Source organism: Deltaproteobacteria bacterium (genome assembly GCA_026129095.1).
Taxonomy (GTDB): domain Bacteria; phylum JAGRBM01; class JAGRBM01; order JAGRBM01; family JAHCIT01; genus JAHCIT01.
This window is the reverse complement of record JAHCIT010000002.1, coordinates 172,152-195,198: the sequence shown is the minus strand read 5'-3', so window position 1 is coordinate 195,198 and position 23,047 is coordinate 172,152. Positions and strand designations below refer to the sequence as shown.

The following is a 23,047-nucleotide window of genomic DNA, read 5'->3' as shown; positions in this document are numbered from 1 at the left end:
GGCCTAGTTCCGGATGCCGATGGCGTCCAGCAGGCCGGCGTCCGTCACGCCGGCATCAAGGATGGAACTGCGGGAAAACGTCTTGGGCTCGGAATACTGCCCGCGCTTGATGAACTCCGAGATCCATGCCTTGAGCAGGCTCTCTGCTCCCTGGGTGCCCGGCTGCAGCATGATGACTGGTTCGCCCTCCAGAGTTCCGTCGCGGGAACCGGCCTGGCAGCTTTCGCGCCACTGGCGCGGGAGGATCCGGCGGGACTCTTCCAGATAGTTCCGCACGACCGAGGAATGCGCGGTCTTGCGGGAATGGGCGATGGCGCGGTCAAAGACATCGAGCAGGGACTGTATTTCGGAGCCATGGGCAGGTGCCGCCGGCGACGGAGCCGTGGGCTTCGAGAGGGCGCCTTCGTCCTGGAGGCGGAATGCCTCCATGAGGACGAACTGGGGAGAGAGATCGATTTTCCCCTCGATCTGCGCCTCCGGCATGAACTGCATCTCGAACGCTCCGTCCGTCTGGATACAGAGCCGGTAGGCAGCCATTTCTCCGGCGGTGCCGTCGCTGCACTGGGCGGCCACGATCCGCCCGCCCCGGAACCGGATCTCGCCCGAAATATCGCTGCACGCCAGCTTCAGCACGCCGCTCTTGCGCCCCAGTTCGACGGCATTGAACAGGTCGCCGACGCTCATCATGGCCAGCGATCCGCGCACGTCGGGGCTCATGCCGCTGCCCGTGGCCCGGGTGGCGGTATGCGCTCCCAGCCGGGCCATGACCCGGGCTTTCAGTTCGGAGGGTCGGAACGGCTTGCGGACGAAATCCGCCGCGCCGAGGCCGAAGGCGCGCTCCACCTGTGCCTCGTCGGAGACGCCAGAGACGAAAATCACCGGCGCGTTGATGGAAACCGGCCAGCGGCGCAGCTCTTCCACCAGCGAGAAGCCGTCCCGCTCCGGCAGGTTGATGTCGCACAGGATCAGGTCCGGCCGGAGCTTGCCGATCGTTTCAACTGCCTTGTCGGGATCGCGCACGGAAACCACTTCCGTCGAACCGGGCTCGGTCAGTGAACTGGCCACGAGGTCTAGGATGGACGGGTCGTCGTCAATATGTACGATGGTTCGCGTCACGGGGCCCTAAATACTGGATATTCCAGCAGATTCAAGCGATGGAAGTATAGCCGTGAAAACCGCTGGAATCGAGGGGTGCCCCGGTCAGTGGACCGGCGGCTTGAAGCCGCGCTGGTCGTAGCCGTTTTCCCGGAACCAGGCGACCGCGTCGCGGAGCGTCTCCTCCAGCGGACGGCCGGAATAGCCCAGTTCCCGCCGGGCCCGGGAGGTATCGTAGAACCAGTAGTGGCAGGCCGCCTCGGCGGACTGGCGGTTCAGGGGGAACCTGGGCGCCAGCTTTTCGGCGACGAAACCGAGCCCCATCACCAGCGGGCGGGGCAGCGCGACCGACGGGGCCTTTTTCCCGGTAACGGTCGCCAGTGCGGCGGCCAGTTCCTTGAACGTCAGGTTGTGGTCGCCGATCAGGTATTTGCGTCCGACCACTCCCTTTTCCATCCCCTGTATCAGCCCCCGGGCGCAGTCGCGGACGTCGAGAATGTTCTGCCCGCCGTCGAACAGGACCGGCAGTTCGCCCCTGAGAAAACTCAGGATAAAGACCGAACTGGAAACGTAGATATCCCCCGGCCCGTAGCAGAAGCCGGGATACACATAGACCACCGGCATGCCGTCCATCTCGAACTTTTCCATTTCGAGCTGGGCTGCCCGCTTGCTCTCGAAGTAGTCCACATGGACATCTTCCAGGTTGTAGAAACTCTCCTCGGTGGCGGGGCGGTGGCGTTCGCCCTTGGCGAGCGCGAAGATCGAGGCGAGGTAGACGATCTTTTCCGGCCGCGTCTCCTTGAGGGCGTTCATGAGGTTGACCGAGCCCTTGACGTTGATGTCGAACAGTTTCTTGCGGTCGCCTGTCCGTGTCGAGATGATCCCCGCGAGATGGTAGACCTGCTGCACCCCCCTGCAGGCTTCTGTAATGGACCGTGGTTCCAGCAGGTCGCCCTGGAAGGCGCGGAAACCGGGGTGTCTCGCAAAGCCGTGCCGCTCCAGCGTTTCCGGCCGCCTGACGATCGTCCGGACTTCGTGGCCGTCGCCGAGCAGGGCCTCGGCAAGATGGCTGCCGATGAATCCGCTCGCCCCTGTGACGAGTACCGTCTTCCCCATGCCTAGATCGCCGCAATCTCCTCGGAATCGCCGGAGAAGTCCATGTGCTCGTATTTGGAAGCAAGGGACTTCACCTCGTCGGCGCTCAGGGTCGACTCGGCCTCGATGCGGATTTCCTTCTTCTGGTTCGTCTTCTTGTCGAGGGCCGACACGGAGAGGATGCCGTCGGTGTTGAGATAGAACGTCACCTCGATCTGCGGCACCCCGCGGCGGTTGGGCAGCGGCATGTCGAGCACGACCTCGCCCAGGAAGGTGTTTTCGGATGAGGTTTTCGATTCACCCTGCGTGCAGATGATCCGCACGTTTTCCTGGTTGTCCTTGACCGTGGTGAACACCTTCGATTTCTTCGTGGGAACCGTCGTGTTCTTCGGAATGATGACGAATGCGGTGTCGCCGAACGTGGCAATGCCGAGGGACATGGGCGTCACGTCGATCAGCACCCGCTTGAACGGCTTCACGTTGGCCTCGCCGGTGGGCCGGCGGGGCGGTGCCGGTGCAGGTGGCGGGGCCGCCGGCCTGGGGGCCGGGGCTTTCGCTGTCAGCGGCAGTGCGTCCAGGTGGGCGAAAGGGTCTTCTTCCACGGCGGGAGGTTCATCGGTGGAGGCGCCGGTCGCCGTTTCGGTAAGCTCCAGGGGGACTTCTTCCGGAGCGCTCTCCGCAGAAACCGCATCCTGGAGTTCGAGTGTGGGGGCTTCCTCTGCCGGCTCAGGTACGGGAGCGGGCGGCTCCACCCGTACCGTTGGAATCGCCGCCTGCTCGGGAACCTGCACCTGTATCGTGCCGCCGGTGGAGAGGATATGCGCCTGGATGGAGGCGCCCAGCGCCACGGCCTCGTCCGGGTGCACCCGCTTGGAGGGTTCCAGCTTGAAGAAATCCTTGATGAGCTGCCGGACGCGGGGCATCCGGGTCTGGCCGCCGACCAGAAGGATGTCGGCCAGGTCCGTCACCTTCAGTCCCGACTCCTGCACCACCTGGTCGCAGATATGGACGCAGCGGTCGATCAGGTCGCGGGTCAGGCTCTCGAACATCTGGCGCTGGATGGTCACTTCCAGATGGGGCGAACTTTCGGATGTGGGCGCGATGAAGGGCAGGGAGACGGTGGCCGACTCCTTTGCGGACAGCTCGCGCTTGGCGGACTCGGCCGCATCCTTCAGGCGCTGGTGCGCCATCTTGTCGTTCGACAGGTCGATGCCGGACTTCTTGCGGAAATCCTTGATCAGGTATTCCACGAGCCGGTTGTCGAAATCCTCGCCGCCCAGGTACGAATCCCCGCCGGTGGCAAGCACCTCGTAGACACCCTTGGAGATTGACAGCACGGTCACGTCGAAGGTGCCGCCGCCGAGATCGAAGATGGCGATGTTCTTGTCAACGTCTTCCTTGTAGCCATAGGCCAGGGCGGCGGCCGTCGGCTCGTTGATGAGCCGCAGCACGTTCAGGCCCGCGATCTCGCCCGCATCCTTGGTCGCCTTGCGCTGTGTGTCGTTGAAGTAGGCCGGAACGGTAATGACCGCATCGGTCACCTTTTCCTTGACCTGCTGCTCGGCGACCTTTTTCAGCTTTTTCAGGATCAGCGCGGATATCTCGATCGGCGAGTAGACACGGTCGGCGAGCTGTATCTGCACGTCGCCATGCGGGCCTTCCTTGAGCGAATAGGAGATGAACTGCTGGGCGATCTTGACCGACTCGTCGGTAAACCGGCGGCCGATGAGCCGCTTGGCGGCGTAGACCGTCTGGAACGGATTGGTGATCACCTGGCTTTTCGCCAGATGGCCGACAATCAGCTTTCCGCGCGAATTGATGGCGACGTAAGAGGGCGTCGTGTTGTAGCCTTTTGAGTCGAGCAGGATTTCCGGTCCGGAATCCCGCCAGGTGGCAACGCAGGAGTTGCTGGTACCAAGGTCGATACCGATCGTTCTTCCCATAAGTCTTCTCGTTCTGGCCGGATGCCCGCCGGGCTTTTCCAGCCTCCCCTTCCGGAACCCTAGTTGTGACGTGGCTATTAGCACAATTCCGCGGCGGCTGGCGACAGCCCTGGGCCGGACCGGCATCTTTTCCGGCTTCCGGCGGCCGTTTGCGGCTTCAGGTGCCTCCCGTGCTATACAGACGTCACGCCGCTACGGAACGGGCCGGGAAGGATTCTCATGTCGCTGGAGCTTCTGGCCGCCGCCGTTATCCTGCTCCTGGCGGCCGGTTACGTCCTGTACGGCCGGTTCGTGGCCGGGCAGTACAACCTCGATCCCGCTGCCGAAACCCCCGCCGTCCAGAAGAACGATGGAGTCGATTTCGTTCCCACCCGGCCGTTTTACCTGCTCGGGCAGCACTTTTCGGCCATCGCCGCGGCGGGCCCCATCGTGGGGCCCATCGCCGCCTGCCTTGTCTTCGGCTGGGGACCGTGTCTCATCTGGATCGTCCTGGGCGTCATCCTGATCGGCGCGGTCCATGACTTTTCGGCGCTGGTGGCCTCTGTCCGGCATGGGGCCCATTCGGTCGCCGAGATTACCCGCGCCAACATCAGCCACCGGGCCTGGCTGGTGCTGGTCGCGTTCATCTGGATCGCGCTCGTCTACGTAATCGTCGCCTTCACGGACGTGACCGCCGAGACGTTCCTCGGCCAGGCCGAGGAACTCGAAGGGAACTTCGCCTTCAACAAGGGCGGGGCGGTGGCCGCCGCCAGCACGATGTACCTGCTGCTTGCCCTGCTCATGGGATGGATCCAGAAGCGCTGGAACCCTTCCATGACGCTGATGACGCTGGTGTTCGTTCCGGCGACGCTCGGCGTCGTGTGGCTCGGGACGAAGGTCAGCAACGTGCTCGTCTTCGATATCGGCGCCTGGCGCCTGGCGATACTGGCCTACTGCTTTGCCGCATCACTCCTGCCCCTGTGGCTGCTGCAGCAGTCGCGGGGGTACCTGGGCGGATTTGTCCTGTACCTGGCGCTGGGGGCAGGCATCGCGGGCATTTTCTTCGGCGGCTTCGATATCCGGCAGCCGGCGTTCAAATCCCCCGCCGGTTCCGGCTTCCAGGAACTCCTGTTCCCCTTCCTGTTCGTGACGATAGCCTGCGGGGCCTGTTCGGGATTTCACGGACTGGTGTGCGGCGGAACCACCTCCAAGCAGATCGCCCGGGAGACCGACTGCAAGCCCGTGGGTTTCGGCGCAATGCTTCTGGAGGGGTTCGTCGCCGTTATTGCGCTGGCGACGATCATGATCGTCGCCCCTTCCGATATCGCCGGGCGCGGTCCCGGCAAGCTCTACGGCGACGGCATCGCATCGTTCCTGACGGTCTTTCTCGGCAAGGAGGCTTTCCTCTTTGCCGCCACTTTCGGCGCGATGGCCTTTTCCACGTTCGTGTTTGACACGCTGGACGTGGCCACCCGCCTTGGCCGGTACCTGCTCCAGGAGCTCACCGGTTCCACCAGCCGCCGTTCGGCGCTGCTCGCCACCGCTGCCACGGCAGGTGCGCCGCTCGCCGTGCTCTTTTCTGGCGGGCAGGGTGCCTGGCGCAAGTTCTGGGTCCTGTTCGGCACGTCGAACCAGCTTCTGGCCTGCTTTACCCTGATGGTCGTGACGGTCTGGCTCTACCGGACAGGCCGCCGCTACTGGTTCACCCTGCTTCCCATGCTGTTCGTGCTGGCCGTCACCGTGTCGGCACTGGTGATCCAGGCGGGTGCGGGCGTCAGCCATGTCCGCAAGGACGGCTTCGAGTTCGAACCGGCGGTCCTGAACGGCATCGTTGCCGCCGGGATGCTGGCGCTGGCGGCCATGTTCATCTACGAGTCGGTCCGTGCCGTCATCCGTGCGCGGAACCAGCCGATGAAGCCCCCGCCAGGTGCGTCCTACCGGCTTCAGCAAGTTGGCTAGCTGCCGGCAGCCTGCTGCCTCGCAAACCCCCGTACCCCTTCCAGCAGGACCGGTGTCAGGGCCGCCATGGCCATCTGGTTCCGCTTTCTGAGGCCCAGCATGGCCCCCGGCGATTTCAGAAACTCGCGCAGGGCGGGAAGCGGCCGCAGACCGCCCCGGTCGTCCAGAAGATCCCCGGCGATGGGCGGCAGATTGTCACTAACCGGGTCGAAGATGGACCGGATCACCGCCCACGGGACCGGTAGCCGGGAGGCCACGCGGGCGAAATCCCCCGACTCCATGTCGCAGGCGTCGGCGCAGCCTTCCTCGCCGGCCCTTGCCTTGGCAGCGGCGGAAGCGATCACGTCGCCCACCTGGATCAGGGCCGTTTCGCCGGGCGCATGGCCGGAGCGGCGGGCTGTTTCGACGAGCAGTTCCCGCAGCGCGGCCGCCGGCTGGTAGTTGAACGGGTCGGGATGTATCCGGACCTTGGCGGGAATGACGAGGTCAGCGGACTTCAGGGCCGGAGCAAGCCCCCCGGCCACTCCGAACCAGATGAGGCAGGAGGGGGTCAGCGCGTCGTAAACCCACTGGGTCAGTTCAGCCGCGGCTGTTCCACCCATGCCGGAAACCCCAACGATGACCGGCTCCCGCCCATCAAGCCGCCCCCACAGGACGTATCTTGGGGTGCCCGGAATCCGGGCCCGGACCTTGAGCCGGGCGACAATGGGCGCAGCTTCGGCCCGGGTGGCGCAGAGGAGGACCGGCGCCCCGGCAGCTTTTTCCAGGTCTGCCATACTCTTTTGCTAGTGAAATCGGTGAGTTGGGGCAAGGGGGCAGCGGCATTAATGCCCAATTGACTGTATTAACGCTCCTGTGGAATAAGCCCTGCTCGCCTGCTGACCGGGATATTCGGGGCGAATGTGACGGCGGATACAACGGGTGACCGGGCGGGAGGGGTAGGTTCCTTCCCTCGGCTGGCCGGTGTGATCGCAAGCCGGCGCAGGTTCTCAACAAACAGCAAGGGACAGCACAGACACCTTTATGCGTACACCTCTCAAGATGCAGGCCTCGCTTACGGCCCACCTCCTCAAGCACAAGTTTTTCCTGAGAAGCAAATACACCCCGCTGGTGCTCATGCTGGAACCGCTCCACGCATGCAATCTCACCTGCGAGGGTTGCGGCCGGATCATCGAATACAAGGACACGATCACCGACCAGCTTCCGCTGGAGGAGTGCCTCGCCTCGGCCGACGAGTGCGGCGCTCCGGTGGTGTCGATCTGTGGCGGCGAGCCGACGCTCTACCGCCACATCAACGAACTGATCAACGGTCTCGTCGAGAAGGACAAGTACATCTACCTCTGCACCAACGCCATGTTTCTGGACAAGGTCTACAAGGGCGTGCCGCCGTCGCAGAACCTGTTCATCAACGTCCATCTGGACGGGCTGCGCGAGACCCACGACACCATCGTCCAGCGCAAGGGCGTTTTCGATATCGCCGTCGCGCAGATCAAGAAGGCCAAGAAGCTGGGCTACCAGGTCACGACGAACACCACTGTCTACAAGCAGACGTCGTGGAAGGAACTGGATGAACTCTTCACCTATCTCACCGATCTCGGCATTGACGGCATTATCGTCGCGCCCGGGTACAGCTACGAGGCGCTGGGCTCCAGCGACGACCAGCACATCTTCCACTCCCGTGCGGAAGTCCACGCGAAGTTCCAGGAACTTCTGCCCAAGCTGGGCCGCTACCGGATGTTCTCGACGCCGCAATACATCGACTTCCTCGCCGGCGAGCGCGACTACGACTGTGCCCCGTATGCCAACCTGACGCGCAATCCGCGCGGCTGGAAGGGCCCGTGCTACGCCATCACCAACGGCCACTATTCGAGCTATCGTGAACTGATGGAATCGACCGACTGGGAATACTACAGCAAGCGCAAGGATCCGCGCTGCGCCAACTGCTTCATGCACTCGGGCTTCGAGGGGTCAGTGGTCCTCAACATGACCGGTAAGGACATGATCGACATGGCCAAATGGCAGATGTCGAAGACCGGCTGAAAGCGTTTTACCCCTGACTGATCTTCCGGTAACCTGCCGGGGACGCTACGGAGGTAGCTCCCGCATGGTTTACCGACGCACTGCCTGCCTGTTTCTCTTTGCCGCCGCGCTGGCGGCCTGCGCCGCCCCCAGGGATGATGCCGCTGCCCGCAAGCGGGACGACGCGGCCCGCCTGTTCCGGATGCTCGTCACCATCGAGGTGCTGGAACCCGTAACCGGCAGTTCGCAGGTCTGGAAGGCGGCCGTCCGGCAGTCGCCCGATTCCAGGACCGTGGGGCTTCTGGAGCGCACCTTGGGAGGGGGAAGGTTCACGGCCTACGACGTGGAAGCCGGTCCGAAGGTCTACCGGGCCCGTTTTGCCGGACTGGAGAGCGGCGACCCCACGGTCGAGATCCTCTGGACCCAGGACGGCAAGAACTACCCGGTCCGGATCGGCGCCCCCGAAGGCTATGGCAGCGTCAGCCAGACCGACTATCTGGACACGAAGACGCGGCAACTGGTTCCCGGTCCGGAAGGTTCGGTGGATATCGTCGTGACGCCGGAACCGGTGATCCTCCGGTGGACTGCCTCGTCCACCGGCAACTGACGGCCCGCGATGGTCCTGCCCGGACAGTTTCTGGAGCGGATGGTGGTGATCCCCGAAGGGGAACTCCATCTGGAAGGGCTCTATCACCGTGGCGAGCGGCAGCCGGTGGTGATCGCTCCGCCGCATCCGCAGTATGGCGGCTCGATGGATTCACCGGTCCTCAACGAGATGGCCTACGCCTTCTACCGGCTGAAGCACGCGAGCCTGCGGTTCAACTTCAAGGGTGTCGGCGCGAGCCAGGGCGGGATGACCGGGGATCCGGACTCTGCCGTCGAGGATTACCGGGCCGTGGTGAGCCAGGCGGTCCTGAACTCCCCCGGTTTCGAGAAGGTGATCGCCGCCGGGTACAGCTACGGGGCGCATGTGGCGCTTCTCACCTCGCAGGCCGATCCGCGGGTGGAGAAACTGCTGCTCGTCGCCCCCCCCATCCGGCTGATGGACTTTTCGGCGCTGAGGGAAACCGGACTTGAGACCCACATCATCGCCGCCGGAGCCGATGACTACTGCCCGCTTTACCGGCTCAAGGATATCGTCAATGAGAATCTGGAGCATCTGCACCTGTATGTGATCGAGATGGCGGACCACTTTTTCAGCCGGGGTCTCGGCCAGATCGGCACTGTCATCCGCGAGGTGTTCGCGCCTGACGGCGAAATCATCATGAATGACCGTGGCGATGGCCTGTGAACGCCGCTTAATCCGGCCCGGATGTTCGCAAAAAGAGCCATTGAACCGGACCGGGCCCCCCACTAGGATCGGTTTTCCGCTGGAACCGCTGCACTGACGGCCGTTCCCGGCGGCCACTGGACAGGCCATGGATATCGGCAATTTCCTCAAGAAGATTTTCGGCTCCCGCAACGACCGCTACCTGCGGAGCCTGAGACCGCTGGTGGCCAGGATCAACGAGCTGGAGCCCCAGATCCGGGACAAGCCGGATGACTGGTTCCGTCCCCGCGTGGACGGTTTCCGCGAGGAAGTGTCCAGGGGGCGCCCGCTGGATGACATCCTGCCGGAAATGTTCGCCATGACCCGGGAGGCCGGGCGGCGGCGCCTGGGCATGCGTCACTTCGATGTCCAGCTGATCGGCGGCATCGCGCTGCACCATGGCAAGATTGCCGAGATGAAGACCGGCGAGGGCAAGACTCTCGTGGCGACACTGGCTGCTTCGCTGAACGCGGTGGCCGGAAAGGGAGTCCATGTCGTAACGGTGAACGACTACCTCGCCCGGCGCGACCGGGCGTGGATGGATGCGATCTACAGCATGCTCGGCCTCTCCACCGGCGTGATCGTTCACGGCCTGACCGACGAGGAACGGCAGCGGGAATATGCCGCCGACATCACCTACGGCCAGAACAACGAGTTCGGCTTCGACTACCTGCGCGACCACATGAAGTTCAGGAAGCAGGATCTCGTACAGCGCGGGCACAGCTTCGCCATTGTGGACGAAGTGGACTCGATCCTGATCGACGAGGCCCGCACGCCGCTCATCATCTCGGGGCAGGCGGAAGCGTCGTCCGACAAGTATACGCGGATCGACGCGACCATCGGCAAGCTCGTCAAGGAAGAGGAACGGCGCGGAAGCTCCGAAATGAAGGAAGCCCTCGCCCGGCGCCGGCAGGAGGCGCTGGAGCGCCTGAAGCAGGCGCGCGCCGAGGCGGCAGGCGAGGATTACGAGCCGCCGCCGCTTCCCGAAGGCGTGCATGAACAGAAAGGGCTTGTCCGGGGCCGCTATTTCAACCTGGACGAAAAGGGCCGCAATTCGTCGCTCGCCGACGAGGGTGTCGAGTTCGTCGAGCGGGATCTGGGCGTCTCCAACCTGTTCGACCTCCAGCACGTCGAGTGGGTTCACCATGTGAACCAGTCGCTGAAGGCGCATCTCCTGTTTAACCGTGACGTGGACTACGTGGTGAACGAGGGCGAGATCATCATCGTGGACGAGTTCACGGGTCGCCTGATGCCGGGCCGCCGGTGGTCGGACGGCCTGCACCAGGCCATCGAGGCCAAGGAAGGCGCCAAGATCGAGAACGAGAACCAGACCCTCGCCACGATCACGTTCCAGAACTACTTCCGCCTCTATGGCAAGCTGTCGGGCATGACCGGTACCGCCGAAACCGAGGCGGGAGAATTCCTCGACATCTACAAGCTGGAAGTCATCCAGATACCGACGAATCTCCCCATGGTCCGCGACGACCGGGCCGACCTGGTGTTCAAGGACGGCGCCCAGAAGCTTACGGCCGTCGTGGACGAGATCCTGGAGATGAACAAGCAGGGCCGCCCGGTGCTGGTTGGCACGACCTCCATCGAGAAGTCCGAACAGCTTGCGGGCATCCTCAGGAAACGGGGGATTGCACACGAAGTCCTGAACGCCAAGCAGCACGCCCGCGAGGCCGATATTGTCGCCCAGGCGGGACGGCTCGGCGCGATCACCATCTCCACCAACATGGCCGGCCGCGGCACCGACATCGTGCTCGGCGGAAATCCCGAGGCCCTCGCCCGCTCAAGGATGCCGGCCGGGGCTCCGGACGAAGGTCCCGAGTGGGAGGCCGTGCTCGCCGAGGCGCGCCGGGAGTGCGAGGAGCAGAAGAAGAAGGTCAAGGAACTGGGCGGCCTTCATATCGTCGGCACCGAGCGTCACGAATCCCGCCGCATCGACAACCAGCTCCGCGGCCGCGCAGGCCGGCAGGGCGACCCCGGTTCCAGCCAGTTTTTCCTGTCGCTGGATGACGACCTGCTCCGCATTTTCGGCGGGGAGCGCATCCGCGGATGGATGGAGCGGCTCGGAATGGAGGACGGCGAGGCGATCCAGCATCCCTGGCTTTCCAAGTCCATCGCCAACGCCCAGCAGAAGGTCGAGGCCCGGAACTACGACATCCGCAAGCACCTGCTCAAGTACGACGATGCGCTGAACCGGCAGCGTCTGGTCATCTACTCGCAGCGGCGCGAAATACTCCAGAGCGACAACGTGAACGAGCGGTTCCGGGAAATGGTCCAGGAGACCATCGAGGAACTGGCCGCCGCGCATTGCCCGGAGAACAGCTACGCCCAGGACTGGGATTTCGACGCGATCAACCAGGCGATGAAAGATATCTTCGAGATGTCCACGCCGTTCACCCATGAGCAGGTGGGCGACCTGAGCGTGGACGAGTTCATCGAGCAGCTCCAGGCGACCGTCGCCGCGCATTATGCCGCACAGGAGGCCGAGATCGGCCCGGAGCGGATGCGCGCCGTCGAACGCCACTTCTGGCTTATCACGCTGGACTCCCTCTGGAAGGAACAGCTCATCAACATGGACCACCTCAAGGAAGGGGTGGGGCTCCGGGGGTACGGTCAGCAGGACCCGGTGATGGTGTACAAGCAGGAAGCGTTCAACATGTTCAGCGCCCTGCTGGCGGGCATCCAGAGCGAGACGGTGACCAACGTGTTCAGGTGGGCTGCCCAGCAGGTCGAACTGGTCCGCAAGGCGAAAGAACTCAGCGTCCCGGCCGCGGAGATGCAGCAGCGCATGGCGCAGGGTGCGGCCCCGGAGGATCTCGAAAAGGATCTCGATGCCCGGGCAGCCCAGGTGCGCCGCCTCCAGTTCGTCCACCAGAGCGCGCCTACGAGCGGCGCCGGCGGGGAGAGCGGACGGCCCGCGGCCCGCAAGGCGGCCATCAGGCAGGTCCGCCAGCAGCGGATCGAGCAGGCGGGCGGGTCGGTGGTGCCACAGAAGCGCGAGGCCCCGAAAATCGGCCGCAACGATCCCTGCTGGTGCGGGAGCGGGAAGAAATACAAGAATTGCCACTGGGACGAGGACCGTCGCCGCGGCCTGGACAAGTCCGCTTGACCCAAAGGCGGGCGGGGCGGAAAAATTGACCGGGTGCCGGGGCGCCGGAGAATAAAGGAACCTGATCCGATGTTCGGACTGCTGCTGACGACCTTCATCATATTTCTGGCATTTTTCGTGCTGATCAGCGCGGGCGGCGCCGCGGTTCTTGCCGGTGCCGCGAGGTGGCTGGCCAGTGCACCGCAGGCCGCTAGGCCCGCGGGCGATGCGGCCCAGGTGGGCGCGTGAACCGCGCGCTCTGCCTGTCGGTCCTCCCGGCGGCCTTTCTGCTGGCGGCCGGTTGCGCGCCGCTCATGCGGATGATCGACCCCACCATCGAGCGGTCGGACATGCTCCAGTCAGCCGTGCGGGAGTTCATGGGCGGCTACCTGCATTCACATGCCGACGAGGGCCGGGGAGCGTCGCTCTATGTGCATCCGTCGATCCGGCAGAAGTTTGTCGAGGATCTCCGGGCCCGGAACATCAAGGTAACGCAGATCGATCTCGAAAAGTGGTCGTGGGTTCGGGATGAAAAGGGCAAGGAAAACACCAAGCGGGCCAGCACCCGGATCGCGATGGACTACACGGCGCGGAACTCCATCGTGGTCAAGCGCATGTACCTGGACCTCTTGTGGGACTACAAGGCAGGCGACTGGCTGATCACTGACGGACTGTTTCCGGCGGCGGACCCGGCCGGCGGTTGAGCAGGGCCAGCACCGTCCAGAGTGCGGCCGCCGTGAAAAACGGGATCCGGTAGTTCGTCTCGAAGGCCACCAGGCCGAACATCGGGCCCAGAACGCGGCCGAAACTTCCCAGTCCCTGCGTCAGGCCGAGCACGGCTCCCTGCTCGTGGGCGGCGGTGTTGCGGGAAATCAGTCCCATCATGTTCGGGTTTGCGAGCCCGTTGGCCGTTCCGATCATCATTCCCGTCAGGAAATAGAAGGGGTATGAGGAAACGAGTGGCCAGAGTGCCACCGGCAGGACGTATCCCGAAAGCCCGATCAGCATGAGGCGGCGCTCGCCGAACCGCTGGCCATAGCGGCGGACAAACACCCCCTGCGTGAGCGCGCTCATCAGGCCGACCGCCATGAGAACCATCCCGGCCCGGTAGCCGGCCTCCTCCACCGGGATGCCGAGCTGCCGCTGGATCAGCAGCGGCATCGGCTGCTCCATGTTTGAGAAGCAGAAGCTTGCCACCGCGAAAGTGAACACCAGCAGCCTGAGTTCGTCATGCTTCCAGACGGCCGTCAGGGTGCCGAAATCCACCGGCGAAAGGGACTGCCCGGCGGACTTGCGGCGGAGTTCCTTCGGGAGTGACTCGGGAAGCCGGACGACCGCCGCCAGGAAGTTCATCGCGCACAGCCCGGCGGCGATAAGACCGGGGGCCGAAAGCCCCAGCTTCGCCGCCGCAATCCCGCCGAGCGGCGGCCCCAGCGTGAAGCCGATACCGAAGGATGCTCCCACGACCGCCATGCCGCGGGCACGGTCTTCCCTGGTCGTGATGTCGGCGATGTAGGCCATCGCCGTGCCGATGTTGCCGGCGAACAGTCCGGCGAGGCAGCGGCTGATGAACAGCAGTTCGAGGTTCCCGGCCAGTCCAAACAGGAGATACGACACGGCCTGACCGGCCAGCGTGACCAGCAGGATCGGCCTCCGCCCGAAACGGTCCGACAGGCGCCCCCAGACTGGCGCGAATATGAACTGGAACAGGGAGTAGGCGGCGGCGAGCGCCCCGAGAACGGCCCCGCTGGCACCATAGTGCTTTCCGTACAGGCCGATCAGCGGGATCACGATCCCGAAGCCGATCAGGTCCACGAACACCGTGGTAAAAATGATGAATAGCTGTTTCCGCTGGGGCATGGGGGAGCTGTTCAGTAGCCGACGGCGGGACCGGAGGCGAACCGGACATCCCCGGCAGTTGAAACAGCCGTCCGCCTGGTGGCAGGGTTAGGCCGAATCCAGGCAAGGCAGGTACCAGCGCCGATGGCTGTAGCAGCGGAACTGAGAAAAGGCACCCGTGTCCGTATCAGCCGCCTGAAGCACGATAATGCCAGCCGCGCCTGGCCCTTCCAGGTGGACGGCCGCGAAGGGGCTGCCGGAATTATCGTGACAGGCCCGTTCAAGGGCGACTGGTTTCTCGTCGCACTAGACTGCGAGCAGAGCCTGATCGGCACTTACCGCCGCTTTGTTTCCGTCACCCCCGACGAAATTGACCGGACCTGACGTGAGCCTGCACAAGAACTGGAAGACGCTTCTGGCACTGGTGGCAATTTCGCTGCTTGCCGCCTGTGACGGGCGTGGCGAGGGGCATGGCGCGGGCAGTCCCTGGCGACGGGAGTTCGAGGCCGAGCTCCGGAAACAGATCGAGCCGTTTCCTCCGGACCGCAAGCTGACGGTGGCGACGAACCTCTGGCTGCCGCGCGGGTTCGCGGCGGAGATATCGCCGCGCCTCACGCTGGTGCATGTGGGCGAGGAGCGGCTACTCCCGTTTTACCGGCTGGACGCCTACCTCGCCGTGAACATGCCGGAGGACGAGGATCCGACCCCTTCGCACCAGCCGCGGGAGAACCCCGGAAAGATGCTGATCCGGCTTGGGAGCAGTCCGCTCAGGCCCGACGAGCGTGTTAGGTGGACTGATCTCAGGTTCCGGAACGAGCAGACGCTCTTTCATGCCACGATGGCGACGGCTCCCCGGCGGATCGTGATTGACGACAAGGGAGGGCTGGAACTTGGCTTCCGGCCGTGGATATCCCTTTCAGAGTCCGTGTTTTCCATCGCTGGCCGGGAATACCGGGGGCATGAACTGATCCGGAACTGGCGCGAGGGGCTTGAGATCGTCACCCACGGCGACCTGCTGGTGCTACGGTATACGCGGCCGTCGCTCCTGTTCCGGGCCCTGTATCCGGTGGTCAAAATCTACCCGTTTTTGCTGGGTTCCGGTGCGAAGGTTCCCGTTACCGGTCATGCCGTCTGGATGGACAACCGCCGGGGCATGTTCCAGTGTCCCATGCCGTCCGGCGAGGTCCAGAACTGTCATTACGAGGAGCTGGATGCGGAGTAGGGCCATTTTCCTCTGGCTGCCGGTCGCTGCCGCCGTGATCGTGCCGCGCTTGTGGGTGTCGCAGGCCGACTGGCGGAAAGAACTGGGGCTCTGGCGTGACAATGTCTATGTCCGCGTCGCGGAGCAGTATCTCGCGGAGGGGCCCTTTACCGGCGGCTGGCTGATGCAGCCGGTGGAACGCCGGCTTTCGGAGCCGGGCTACTACACGAATCACCCGCCGCTCTACCCGCTGGCGATCGCGGCCTCGATGACCGTTTTCGGAGAGAACTACTGGGCGGCCCGGATGCCGGAACTGGCCGCTTCGATGGCGCTGGTCATCCTGCTCTGGCTGATCGCCCGCCGGGCTGACGACGACCTGCCCGGAGTGAGCCTGTTTTCCGTCTTCCTGCTGGCCCTGCTGCCTGGCATGGTGCTCGCCAGCCGTGCGGGCGATCTCGTTGCCGCGCCGGTCGTGGCCGGGCAGGCGGCGATCATCTGGGCCTACCTCCGCTACCGGAGCGCGATCGTGCCCCTGGGCGGCATGACCTTTGGCGCCCTGTCGCTGCTCGGACTCCTGACCGGCTGGCTGTGTTTTGCCGCGACACTGGTCTGCGTGATCCATCTCCTCATTGATCGTGACCGCCCGCCGGGGGCCGGGCGCCTTGCGGCCGGCGTTCTGTCGCTGAACGCCGCCGGGATCCTGCTTCTCCTTGCCTTCTATATTTCCGCCGGAGGCGGCCCCCTGTTCGGTCTGGTCAGGTTCGCCGGGCAGTTCCTGTTCCATTCGGTGTCGGGGTTCTGGGACGGCGGCGCGCTCTGGGACCGTGTGGCGGCGGTGGCGGGCGACTGGCGGCGGATGATGATGCTGCCGGTGCTGGTGATCGGCCTGTGGGAGCTTCTTTTCCAGCCTGAGGATCCGCGCCCTGCTGGTATCCGCACTGCCTGCCGCCTGCTGGCAGCGGTGGCTGGGATACAGACGGGCCTCTATTTTTTCGGCTCGCTGCCGCTGCACGACTATCTCAACCTGCCGCTGGTGACTGCGCTTGGTTTTGCCTCGGCGGTGCGTCTGGCCCGGCTCCGGCAGCCAGTGCTGGCGGGCGGCCTCGCCGTGCTGTTCTGCGGCGCCGCCATCTGGGGTATCAGCGGCCAGCTCGCAGCCGACCGCCAGTTCTACCAGCCCCGGCTCGACTACTACCGTCAGGCCGCCGGCGAACTGAGGGAGTTCTCCCGCCGGTTTCCGGCGGACCGGACCGTTGCTGTCGGCACGAACCTCTGGGTGCCACGGGGCTTTGACCGGCAGATCGCGCCGAATCTCCGGTGGTTCCGGATCGACCGCCCGGAAGTGCTGGGCCTGTTCCGGCTGGATGGCTTTCTGGCCGGGTCGCCGCCGCAGGGAATTGACCTGACGCCTGTTACTTACCGGCGGGTGCTGCCGGTGGATGTGTACCCCGCCGAGGTCTGGCCATCGGATGGAACGCCGAGCTTCCGCTGGATGGAGGCGAAGCACCTGACAGGCGTGCCGGTTGCGAAGCCATTGGAGGGGGAGGAGGCTGTATCTGGAGAAGGAACGGAAGAGGCAGAATCCGCGGGTGATCCATCTGGCTACCCGGCAGATGAGTTCGTGGATGCGGACCGGGTGGCAGAACCGCCAGTGAGGGAGTTTACGGACCAGCCCCCGCCTGAAGGGGTTAGCGTGTTTCTGGATGACGAGGGGAAAATGGGTTTTATCTTCCGGCCGGAGCCCTCGCTCCTCGATACCGAGATCGCCATTCTGGAAAAGGTTTATTCTGGTGATGAACTGCTGCGCGAGGGCGGTGACCATCTGGAACTGTACCGGGAGTCGGGTGCGCTCACACTGGCCTACCGGCCCCGGAGCCCTGCCGAACGGGAGATATCCGCGCTGCTCGGCCGCGAATCCTGGATACTGGGGGCCTATGCCCCGGCTCCCATCCGGGTGCGGTTCGTGACGGCAGAGGGCAGGGAAAACTTTCTCGACTGTCCGCTGCCGCAACCGGGCGAACGCCGCTGCCGGAGTTCGGTGCGCCGGGGGTCAGGCCGCTGACCGGGCGGCGGCCGGTACCGTGAGGCCGGGCTGCCCCATCTGCCGGTCCATGAACCGGCCGAGCCACGAATCGACGGGTCCGGTGGGATAAGCCATGCCCATCCGCTCGCGCGCCTTGATGTAGGCGGGCGAAAACCGCAGGCGCCGGTGGAGGCGGGGATAAGCGGCGCGCAGGGCACGGATACTGGCTTCAAAAACGGCCTTCTCGGCCGCCCCGTACGGAAAGCGGTATTCGTGCCGGATGCGCCTGGGCATGAGTCCGGCGGTGATGATCTTGAACCAGTCCATGACCGGCTGGAGCTCCGGCTTGGGCGGCTGCAGGACGAAATGGGCGATCTCGGCCGAAGGTTTCCCGACGGTGAGGATGTCCGACTCCCACATCTTCCGGTTGTAGTCCATGAACTCGTTCCAGTTGGGCGGAATGATGCGGTCGGGGACACCAAAGAGATACGCGAACAGCTTGGTCTCCTGGTAGTATTTTTCCTTCTCTTCGGAAGAGAGGGGCCGGACGATCAGCTCATACATCTGGACGCTGGTGTCCCACAGGGTTGCATGGACCCAGAGGAGCGCATCGTCATCGTTGGCGTCATAGGGCGTCCCCAGATCGTATGCGCCGATGCGCTCGGTGATCTTTCCGTGAATGCGCTCGTGGACGGCATGAACCCGCCGGGCGGCCCGCAGGGCGGCTTCCAGGTCGCCGAAGTTCATGGCCAGCACGTTCTTGAAGGTCCGCTCGCCCCGCCCGTGGGGATCCTCGCGGACTCTGGAATGCTGTTCGACCGCGTGGGCCACGAACGGGTGGGCTGTCTGAAGGAGGAGCGCCCGCCCGCCCCCCAGGCCGCCGATCATTTCCCGGCCAATCATCCACATCATGGAGCCAGGTCCGAACAGCCCCGCTTTGGGGTCTTTCGTCTGGCTCCGAACCCTGTCGAGGAAGGTTTCGAGCTGTTCACGCGTTACATGCATGGCGGGCAGCCTTTCGGCGGGTGTTCAATGCCCTCTTGGGAGCGGGTCACTGACACGCGTGTCATATCATCTGACTGACACGCGTGTCAATCAAGTGATATGACAGCCCGGCCGGGTACCGGGCAAAAGGAAACCGCCGCTTCCCGGAGGGAGGCGGCGGCTGGTATAATGTAAATGTCCGGGGACGCCCGAAAAGTAGGTGAGGGCTATGGGTTTAACATCCAGACGCCCCCGGACAATTTTCAAACCTGTATTAGAGCTTGCCCTTGAGACCCGGTGCCGGCTTGAAGCCCACGGTCTTCGAGGCCTTGATGTTGATCACTTGGCCGGTTTGCGGGTTGCGTCCCTTGCGGGCGGCGCGGTTACGCACGGTGAAGGTGCCGAAGCCCGGCACGGCAAACCGCTTTTCCTTCTTGATCGTGGCGGCGATGGCATCGAACGTCGCATCAATCAGATCCTCAACGGTCTTCTTTGACACGCCGTCGGCCTTGTCGGCCACTTTGCTTACCAGTTCTGCTTTCGTCATGGGGTCTCTCTTTCCTTCGTCTGGTCCCTTCTCCTGAAGGGAGCGTTTTGGGTTTAGGCAATGCCGGTGTGGCGAGTGGTGGTAATGGGTGGGAACTTGGAGAAGAAGGTTCGGGTCACCACACCGGCATTGAATTTTGAAACTTTCGGCTCGGCGCCCGGATAGTCCTCTTAACCTAGAGGCCCTGTCCGCTCCTTGTTGCTGGCCCAGAAACCGGTGACCAACCGTCACCCAACATATGGTGCCATATATGTATGGCTCAAGTTCTACTCATATAAGTGGGGTGTGTCAAGCAAAAAAATAAACTTTCGGCTGGGAGAGCCGCCTGCCATGAGGGGATGACGATGTCCGGTTCGAACCCGCTGCGTCAGCGGATTTCAACGGGGGAGTCGGAAGGGTCGCCGAAATAGACCTTGCGTGCGATGGTGGCCAGCCGCTTTTCTGCCATCATGAAGGCCCAGGTCGGGGCGCAGCCTTTGAGGTAAACTTCCGCGTCCTGGTATTTCGCCCATTCATGGCGGTCCAGGGCAGACGGGAACGTGTCGGCCTTGACCATGCCTTCCACGAAATCCGAGATATCGACGACATGCCGGGACACTGGCATCAGACCTTGAACGATGAACCGCAGCCGCAGGTTTTCTGGACGTTGGGGTTAAGGAACTGGAAGCCGGCGGAGTTCAGGCCCTCGACGAAATCGAGCGTTGTGCCGCGAATGAAAGAGGCGCTCTTGGGGTCGATGAATATCTTCAGGCCATCGAATTCGAGGGATTCATCCTCGTCCCGGCCCTTTGTTTCAAAGGTCAGCTTGTAGCTCTGTCCGGCGCAGCCACCATCCACGACAGCCACCCGGAGCCCGGTATCCGGGGGCAGGTTCTTCTCGGTTTTGAGCAGGGCGCGGAATTTTTCGATGGCTGCCGGAGTCACCGCGATTGTCGCTGAAACTGCCGGAATAACAGCATTTTCCTCTGCCGCCACCATGCCCTTGCCGTGTGCCATGTGAATACCCTCGAAGCTTGGGTCCGTACTTAACCGGACCTCTTAAGTCCCATATTAGCGATGCCCGCCGGGAAGGCAAGGGACGGGGCTGTTAGCCCCTGATGCTACGCCAGAGCCGCGGGAAATTGGCTGCCCAGATGAGCCCTTGGGCGGCACCATGGCCGAAGGGCCCCCGGAACGGCCTTGAGCCATCCGGCTCGAAAAGCTCAATCCAGTTGCCGTACTTTTCGATCCAGAGGGCGGTTTGCTCAAGGTAATGGCGTGCTTTTGCGAGATCATAGAGGGCAACCCGTTCAATCCACTGGAGTGCGAGCATCGTCCAGATCGTGTCGCCCTGGTAGTTGGGAACGATGATCCGCGAGACCCAGTGTTCATGCCGCGCATGACGGGTGGCGTGGTATTTCAGGGGAAAAGGCCGGTCGAGTCCCGCATTCTGTACGGCGCGGATGGCCTTTTGTTCCCGTACGGGGTCGCGGACGACGCCGCACCAGAAGGGCCACAAATTCGCGTCGGCCGACAGGATGCGGCTTCCGGGATCGTTGGAATAGTGGTCCTTCTCCCAGAACGTGTCGTGGAGGAGCTGTTCGAAGTCCGTTTCGGGGAAAGGGCTTGCCTTCCCGAGCCGCCGCGCCTGCGCGTCGGTCCATGCCACGAATGCGAATCCCGCGCAGTTGCCCGGCAGGGTGATCATGTCCTTGGCGGTCGGGAAGTAGACACCGAGGCGGTACTGGCCCGACTGGGAATCGAAGAATGCCTCGCCATATCCGGCGAGCGCCTTCTCGATCAGGCTTCCGTGCTGTTCCAGCAGTTCCTGCTGGTCCGTGAGGCTGGCAGCGTAAAGCAGGAACGGCAGGGAATCGGCCCCGAGCCGGAACACGTCCACGGCCTGTCCCGTGGAGAGCACCGTCGTCGTGATCCGGCCGGTACGGGCCCATGCGTTCATGGCGAATTCGAGCGTGGCGCGGGCCTCTTCCAGCAGGCCAAGATCAATCAGCCCCGGCAGCGCCAGCGCGAAATCGCGGATCCAGAACTGGTTAAAGTGGTCGCCGCCCGCCTGGAAATACTGGCCGTTCCAGCATGCCTTGGCCACCTGTGAACAGATGGCGGCGGCGTCGCCTTCAAACCTGCGCTCCGGGGGGGGCCTGAAGCCCCGGCTGGCCGCGCCGGCCGCCACGCGGAGCCCTTCGCCGAGGAGGGGGAATGCGTCGGTGATCATCATGGCCTGTGCCCGGAATGAAAGCCGCTGGAGGCGCAATCTGCAAGTCCGGAGAATCCGCCCGCCGCTTTTCCTTCACCGCAACCTGCATCAGACTGCCGCCGATGACTGCCTCATTCGACGATGCCTGCGCGCAGGTGGCCCGCTGGATCGTGCAGAGCACCAGCACGGTCGTATTCAGTGGCGCGGGCATCTCCACCGAGAGCGGAATCCCCGATTTCCGGTCTCCCGGAGGCGTGTGGAGCCGGTACGATCCGGAGGACTACACGTTCCAGAACTTCATCCGCAGTCACGAAAAGCGGAGCCTCTACTGGCAGCGGTCGAACGAGATGTTCGACGAGTTTCACAAGGCCCGTCCCAACGCGGGGCATGAGGTCGTGGCCGCATGGGAGAAGGCGGGCCTTGTTCAGGCGGTCATTACCCAGAACATCGACGGGCTGCACCAGCGGGCGGGGTCGAGGAACGTGATCGAGATTCACGGCACGGCCATGAAGGCCGTCTGCCTGGAGTGCGGCAGGACGTGGCCCATGACACAGGTGATGGACTGGGTGAGGTCCAGCCGCGCCAACGTCAGGGATTACGTTCCCTATTGCGAGGAAGATATGCCTGGCGGGGGGAAATGCGGCGGGCCTATCAAGAGCGCCACGATCAGCTTCGGCCAGTCGATGCCCGAAAAGGAGCTGATGGACAGTTTCGAGCTTTCCCGCACCGCCAGCCTGTTCATCGTGCTGGGAAGTTCACTCGTCGTGCAGCCGGCGGCGCAACTGCCGCTGGAAGCCCGGCGCGCCGGCGCGAAGCTGGTCATTATCACCGCCAGCGAGACGCCGCTGGACGGAATTGCCGAGGCGAGGTTCTTCACGCCGATCGGCCAGACACTTTCGGCGATTGCAGAGCAGGTGGGAGCGATGCGGAACTAGCGGCTACCGGCGGCCTAGCCGCTGGTGCTCGATCTTGATGCACCGGTCCTCGATGTACGGAATGTCCGATGTTTCCATGAGCGCCATCGCCTCAGGGCTTGTGATTCCAAGCTGGACGAAGAGGAGTTTCGGCTTCCAGGGGAGCGCAAGGGTGCTGTGGGCGACGCCGGCCACATGTTCCGGGCGGCGGAACACGTTCACAATATCGGCAGGTCCGGGCAGGTCAGCCAGCGACGGCACGGCCTGCTCGCCAAGCACCTGGCGGGCCGCCGGATTGACCGGCAGGATGCGATACCCCTGCCGCTGCATGTAGGCAGACACGCTGTGGCTGGTCGCCGCCGGATTTTCGGACAGCCCCACAACAGCGATTGACCGGGACGCAGCCAGGATTTCGGCCAGTTTTTCATCTGAAATCAGCATGTTGTACCTGTATCCGGGCCCAGCCGGACGTCAGGCATCCCGGCTTGATTTTACCACCGCCAGTCCTTATACCCGACGGCCTTGGGTTTATCAGCCCGGAAGGTATCGGACATGAAAGCACAGATTCATCCCCATTACCGGCCCATCAAGGTCACCTGCGCCAGTTGCCAGACGGTCTACGAGACCCGTTCGGTCCGCGGTGACTTCACGGTAGACGTATGCGCCGCATGCCATCCGTTCTACACGGGCAAGCAGAAAGTGATTGACGCGGAGGGCCGCGTCGAGCGGTTCCGGAAGAAGTACGCCAAGAAAGCCTAGCTTCGTCCCGACTGAAACCGCCCGCCGGCTCACCCAAGGAGCGCGGGCGGTTTCGTTTTTGGGGCCCCGGTAGCAGCAGCGGATACGGAC

At 63.8% G+C, this 23,047-nt stretch carries 23 protein-coding genes; 12 read left to right on the top strand and 11 right to left on the bottom strand.

The annotated features are described in order from the left end of the window. Positions 1–3: 3 nt before the first annotated feature. From KIT79_03355 to KIT79_03345, 3 genes are all read right to left on the bottom strand, one after another. Positions 4–1,116 carry a response regulator gene (locus KIT79_03355; GenBank protein ID MCW5828333.1) on the bottom strand — a complete coding sequence of 371 codons (1,113 nt, stop codon included), beginning with the start codon at positions 1,114–1,116 and terminating at the stop codon, positions 4–6. Between the two features lie 84 nt (positions 1,117–1,200). Beyond that, on the bottom strand, positions 1,201–2,211 hold the full coding sequence (locus tag KIT79_03350) for an SDR family NAD(P)-dependent oxidoreductase (protein ID MCW5828332.1): 1,011 nt from the start codon (positions 2,209–2,211) through the stop codon (positions 1,201–1,203). 2 nt (positions 2,212–2,213) lie between these two features. Continuing rightward, positions 2,214–4,133, bottom strand: a complete 1,920-nt coding sequence (locus tag KIT79_03345) for an Hsp70 family protein (GenBank protein MCW5828331.1) — start codon at positions 4,131–4,133, stop codon at positions 2,214–2,216. Between the two features lie 219 nt (positions 4,134–4,352). On the opposite strand from KIT79_03345, the gene KIT79_03340 reads away from it, so the two are divergent. Next, on the top strand, positions 4,353–6,071 hold the full coding sequence (locus KIT79_03340) for a carbon starvation protein A (GenBank protein MCW5828330.1): 1,719 nt from the start codon (positions 4,353–4,355) through the stop codon (positions 6,069–6,071). Here the strand turns inward: KIT79_03340 and KIT79_03335 are convergent. Continuing rightward, positions 6,068–6,847 carry a hypothetical protein gene (locus KIT79_03335; protein MCW5828329.1) on the bottom strand — a complete coding sequence of 260 codons (780 nt, stop codon included), beginning with the start codon at positions 6,845–6,847 and terminating at the stop codon, positions 6,068–6,070. The genes KIT79_03340 and KIT79_03335 overlap by 4 nt on opposite strands. Before the next feature lie 247 nt (positions 6,848–7,094). Here KIT79_03335 and hpnH point away from each other — a divergent pair, with 247 nt between their 5' ends. The 6 genes from hpnH (at position 7,095) to KIT79_03305 (ending at position 13,200) form a co-directional block, all read left to right on the top strand. Then, on the top strand, positions 7,095–8,111 hold the full coding sequence (hpnH, locus tag KIT79_03330) for an adenosyl-hopene transferase HpnH (protein ID MCW5828328.1): 1,017 nt from the start codon (positions 7,095–7,097) through the stop codon (positions 8,109–8,111). Between the two features lie 64 nt (positions 8,112–8,175). After that, a complete protein-coding gene (locus KIT79_03325; GenBank protein ID MCW5828327.1) occupies positions 8,176–8,697 on the top strand; it encodes a hypothetical protein in 522 nt (173 codons plus the stop codon). 9 nt (positions 8,698–8,706) lie between these two features. Next, on the top strand, positions 8,707–9,381 hold the full coding sequence (locus KIT79_03320; GenBank protein ID MCW5828326.1) for an alpha/beta hydrolase: 675 nt from the start codon (positions 8,707–8,709) through the stop codon (positions 9,379–9,381). Between the two features lie 127 nt (positions 9,382–9,508). Further along, positions 9,509–12,517 (top strand): preprotein translocase subunit SecA, encoded by a 3,009-nt coding sequence (secA, locus tag KIT79_03315; GenBank protein MCW5828325.1) that lies wholly within the window; start codon positions 9,509–9,511, stop codon positions 12,515–12,517. Positions 12,518–12,586: 69 nt separating this feature from the next. Beyond that, complete coding sequence (locus KIT79_03310) at positions 12,587–12,745, top strand: hypothetical protein (GenBank protein ID MCW5828324.1); 159 nt, start codon at positions 12,587–12,589, stop codon at positions 12,743–12,745. Next, positions 12,742–13,200, top strand: coding sequence for a hypothetical protein (locus KIT79_03305; GenBank protein ID MCW5828323.1), 459 nt, complete (start codon positions 12,742–12,744; stop codon positions 13,198–13,200). The genes KIT79_03310 and KIT79_03305 overlap by 4 nt, the downstream gene beginning before the upstream one ends. Here KIT79_03305 and KIT79_03300 read toward each other — a convergent pair. Next, positions 13,157–14,356, bottom strand: coding sequence for an MFS transporter (locus KIT79_03300; GenBank protein MCW5828322.1), 1,200 nt, complete (start codon positions 14,354–14,356; stop codon positions 13,157–13,159). The genes KIT79_03305 and KIT79_03300 overlap by 44 nt on opposite strands. Positions 14,357–14,479: 123 nt before the next feature. Here KIT79_03300 and KIT79_03295 point away from each other — a divergent pair, with 123 nt between their 5' ends. The 3 genes from KIT79_03295 to KIT79_03285 are packed head-to-tail and all read left to right on the top strand — an operon-like array spanning position 14,480 to position 17,598. Continuing rightward, positions 14,480–14,719, top strand: coding sequence for a hypothetical protein (locus KIT79_03295; GenBank protein ID MCW5828321.1), 240 nt, complete (start codon positions 14,480–14,482; stop codon positions 14,717–14,719). After that, on the top strand, positions 14,706–15,557 hold the full coding sequence (locus KIT79_03290; protein MCW5828320.1) for a hypothetical protein: 852 nt from the start codon (positions 14,706–14,708) through the stop codon (positions 15,555–15,557). The genes KIT79_03295 and KIT79_03290 overlap by 14 nt, the downstream gene beginning before the upstream one ends. After that, complete coding sequence (locus KIT79_03285; protein ID MCW5828319.1) at positions 15,547–17,598, top strand: glycosyltransferase family 39 protein; 2,052 nt, start codon at positions 15,547–15,549, stop codon at positions 17,596–17,598. The genes KIT79_03290 and KIT79_03285 overlap by 11 nt, the downstream gene beginning before the upstream one ends. Here KIT79_03285 and KIT79_03280 read toward each other — a convergent pair. From KIT79_03280 to KIT79_03260, 5 genes are all read right to left on the bottom strand, one after another. Further along, a complete protein-coding gene (locus tag KIT79_03280; GenBank protein ID MCW5828318.1) occupies positions 17,587–18,564 on the bottom strand; it encodes a DUF2236 domain-containing protein in 978 nt (325 codons plus the stop codon). The two genes, KIT79_03285 and KIT79_03280, sit on opposite strands and share 12 nt — an antisense overlap. Before the next feature lie 253 nt (positions 18,565–18,817). Further along, the gene (locus KIT79_03275) at positions 18,818–19,090 is read right to left on the bottom strand and encodes an HU family DNA-binding protein (protein MCW5828317.1); all 273 of its coding nucleotides are present in this window, start codon (positions 19,088–19,090) and stop codon (positions 18,818–18,820) included. Between the two features lie 367 nt (positions 19,091–19,457). Continuing rightward, positions 19,458–19,688, bottom strand: coding sequence for a DUF2480 family protein (locus KIT79_03270; protein MCW5828316.1), 231 nt, complete (start codon positions 19,686–19,688; stop codon positions 19,458–19,460). A 5-nt stretch (positions 19,689–19,693) separates the two neighbouring features. After that, a complete protein-coding gene (locus KIT79_03265; GenBank protein ID MCW5828315.1) occupies positions 19,694–20,068 on the bottom strand; it encodes an iron-sulfur cluster assembly accessory protein in 375 nt (124 codons plus the stop codon). A gap of 109 nt (positions 20,069–20,177) precedes the next feature. Next, positions 20,178–21,305: a hypothetical protein gene (locus KIT79_03260; GenBank protein MCW5828314.1), complete on the bottom strand. Its 1,128-nt coding sequence runs from the start codon at positions 21,303–21,305 to the stop codon at positions 20,178–20,180. Positions 21,306–21,406: 101 nt separating this feature from the next. Here KIT79_03260 and KIT79_03255 point away from each other — a divergent pair, with 101 nt between their 5' ends. Beyond that, positions 21,407–22,219: an NAD-dependent protein deacylase gene (locus tag KIT79_03255; GenBank protein ID MCW5828313.1), complete on the top strand. Its 813-nt coding sequence runs from the start codon at positions 21,407–21,409 to the stop codon at positions 22,217–22,219. Positions 22,220–22,222: 3 nt separating this feature from the next. On the opposite strand, the gene KIT79_03250 is transcribed toward KIT79_03255, so the two are convergent. Then, the gene (locus tag KIT79_03250; protein MCW5828312.1) at positions 22,223–22,639 is read right to left on the bottom strand and encodes a CoA-binding protein; all 417 of its coding nucleotides are present in this window, start codon (positions 22,637–22,639) and stop codon (positions 22,223–22,225) included. A 111-nt stretch (positions 22,640–22,750) separates the two neighbouring features. On the opposite strand from KIT79_03250, the gene rpmE reads away from it, so the two are divergent. Continuing rightward, a complete protein-coding gene (gene rpmE, locus KIT79_03245; GenBank protein MCW5828311.1) occupies positions 22,751–22,957 on the top strand; it encodes a 50S ribosomal protein L31 in 207 nt (68 codons plus the stop codon). The last annotated feature ends 90 nt before the right edge of the window (positions 22,958–23,047 follow it).

Coding starts and splice junctions, on each gene's coding strand:
- KIT79_03350 (MCW5828332.1), bottom strand. CDS start 2,211: ATGGGGAAGACGGTACTCGTCACAGGGGCGAGCGGATTCATCGGCAGC.
- KIT79_03345 (MCW5828331.1), bottom strand. CDS start 4,133: ATGGGAAGAACGATCGGTATCGACCTTGGTACCAGCAACTCCTGCGTT.
- KIT79_03340 (MCW5828330.1), top strand. CDS start 4,353: ATGTCGCTGGAGCTTCTGGCCGCCGCCGTTATCCTGCTCCTGGCGGCC.
- KIT79_03335 (MCW5828329.1), bottom strand. CDS start 6,847: ATGGCAGACCTGGAAAAAGCTGCCGGGGCGCCGGTCCTCCTCTGCGCC.
- hpnH (MCW5828328.1), top strand. CDS start 7,095: ATGCGTACACCTCTCAAGATGCAGGCCTCGCTTACGGCCCACCTCCTC.
- KIT79_03325 (MCW5828327.1), top strand. CDS start 8,176: ATGGTTTACCGACGCACTGCCTGCCTGTTTCTCTTTGCCGCCGCGCTG.
- KIT79_03320 (MCW5828326.1), top strand. CDS start 8,707: ATGGTCCTGCCCGGACAGTTTCTGGAGCGGATGGTGGTGATCCCCGAA.
- secA (MCW5828325.1), top strand. CDS start 9,509: ATGGATATCGGCAATTTCCTCAAGAAGATTTTCGGCTCCCGCAACGAC.
- KIT79_03310 (MCW5828324.1), top strand. CDS start 12,587: ATGTTCGGACTGCTGCTGACGACCTTCATCATATTTCTGGCATTTTTC.
- KIT79_03300 (MCW5828322.1), bottom strand. CDS start 14,356: ATGCCCCAGCGGAAACAGCTATTCATCATTTTTACCACGGTGTTCGTG.
- KIT79_03295 (MCW5828321.1), top strand. CDS start 14,480: ATGGCTGTAGCAGCGGAACTGAGAAAAGGCACCCGTGTCCGTATCAGC.
- KIT79_03285 (MCW5828319.1), top strand. CDS start 15,547: ATGCGGAGTAGGGCCATTTTCCTCTGGCTGCCGGTCGCTGCCGCCGTG.
- KIT79_03280 (MCW5828318.1), bottom strand. CDS start 18,564: ATGCATGTAACGCGTGAACAGCTCGAAACCTTCCTCGACAGGGTTCGG.
- KIT79_03275 (MCW5828317.1), bottom strand. CDS start 19,090: ATGACGAAAGCAGAACTGGTAAGCAAAGTGGCCGACAAGGCCGACGGC.
- KIT79_03265 (MCW5828315.1), bottom strand. CDS start 20,068: ATGGTGGCGGCAGAGGAAAATGCTGTTATTCCGGCAGTTTCAGCGACA.
- KIT79_03260 (MCW5828314.1), bottom strand. CDS start 21,305: ATGATGATCACCGACGCATTCCCCCTCCTCGGCGAAGGGCTCCGCGTG.
- KIT79_03255 (MCW5828313.1), top strand. CDS start 21,407: ATGACTGCCTCATTCGACGATGCCTGCGCGCAGGTGGCCCGCTGGATC.
- KIT79_03250 (MCW5828312.1), bottom strand. CDS start 22,639: ATGCTGATTTCAGATGAAAAACTGGCCGAAATCCTGGCTGCGTCCCGG.
- rpmE (MCW5828311.1), top strand. CDS start 22,751: ATGAAAGCACAGATTCATCCCCATTACCGGCCCATCAAGGTCACCTGC.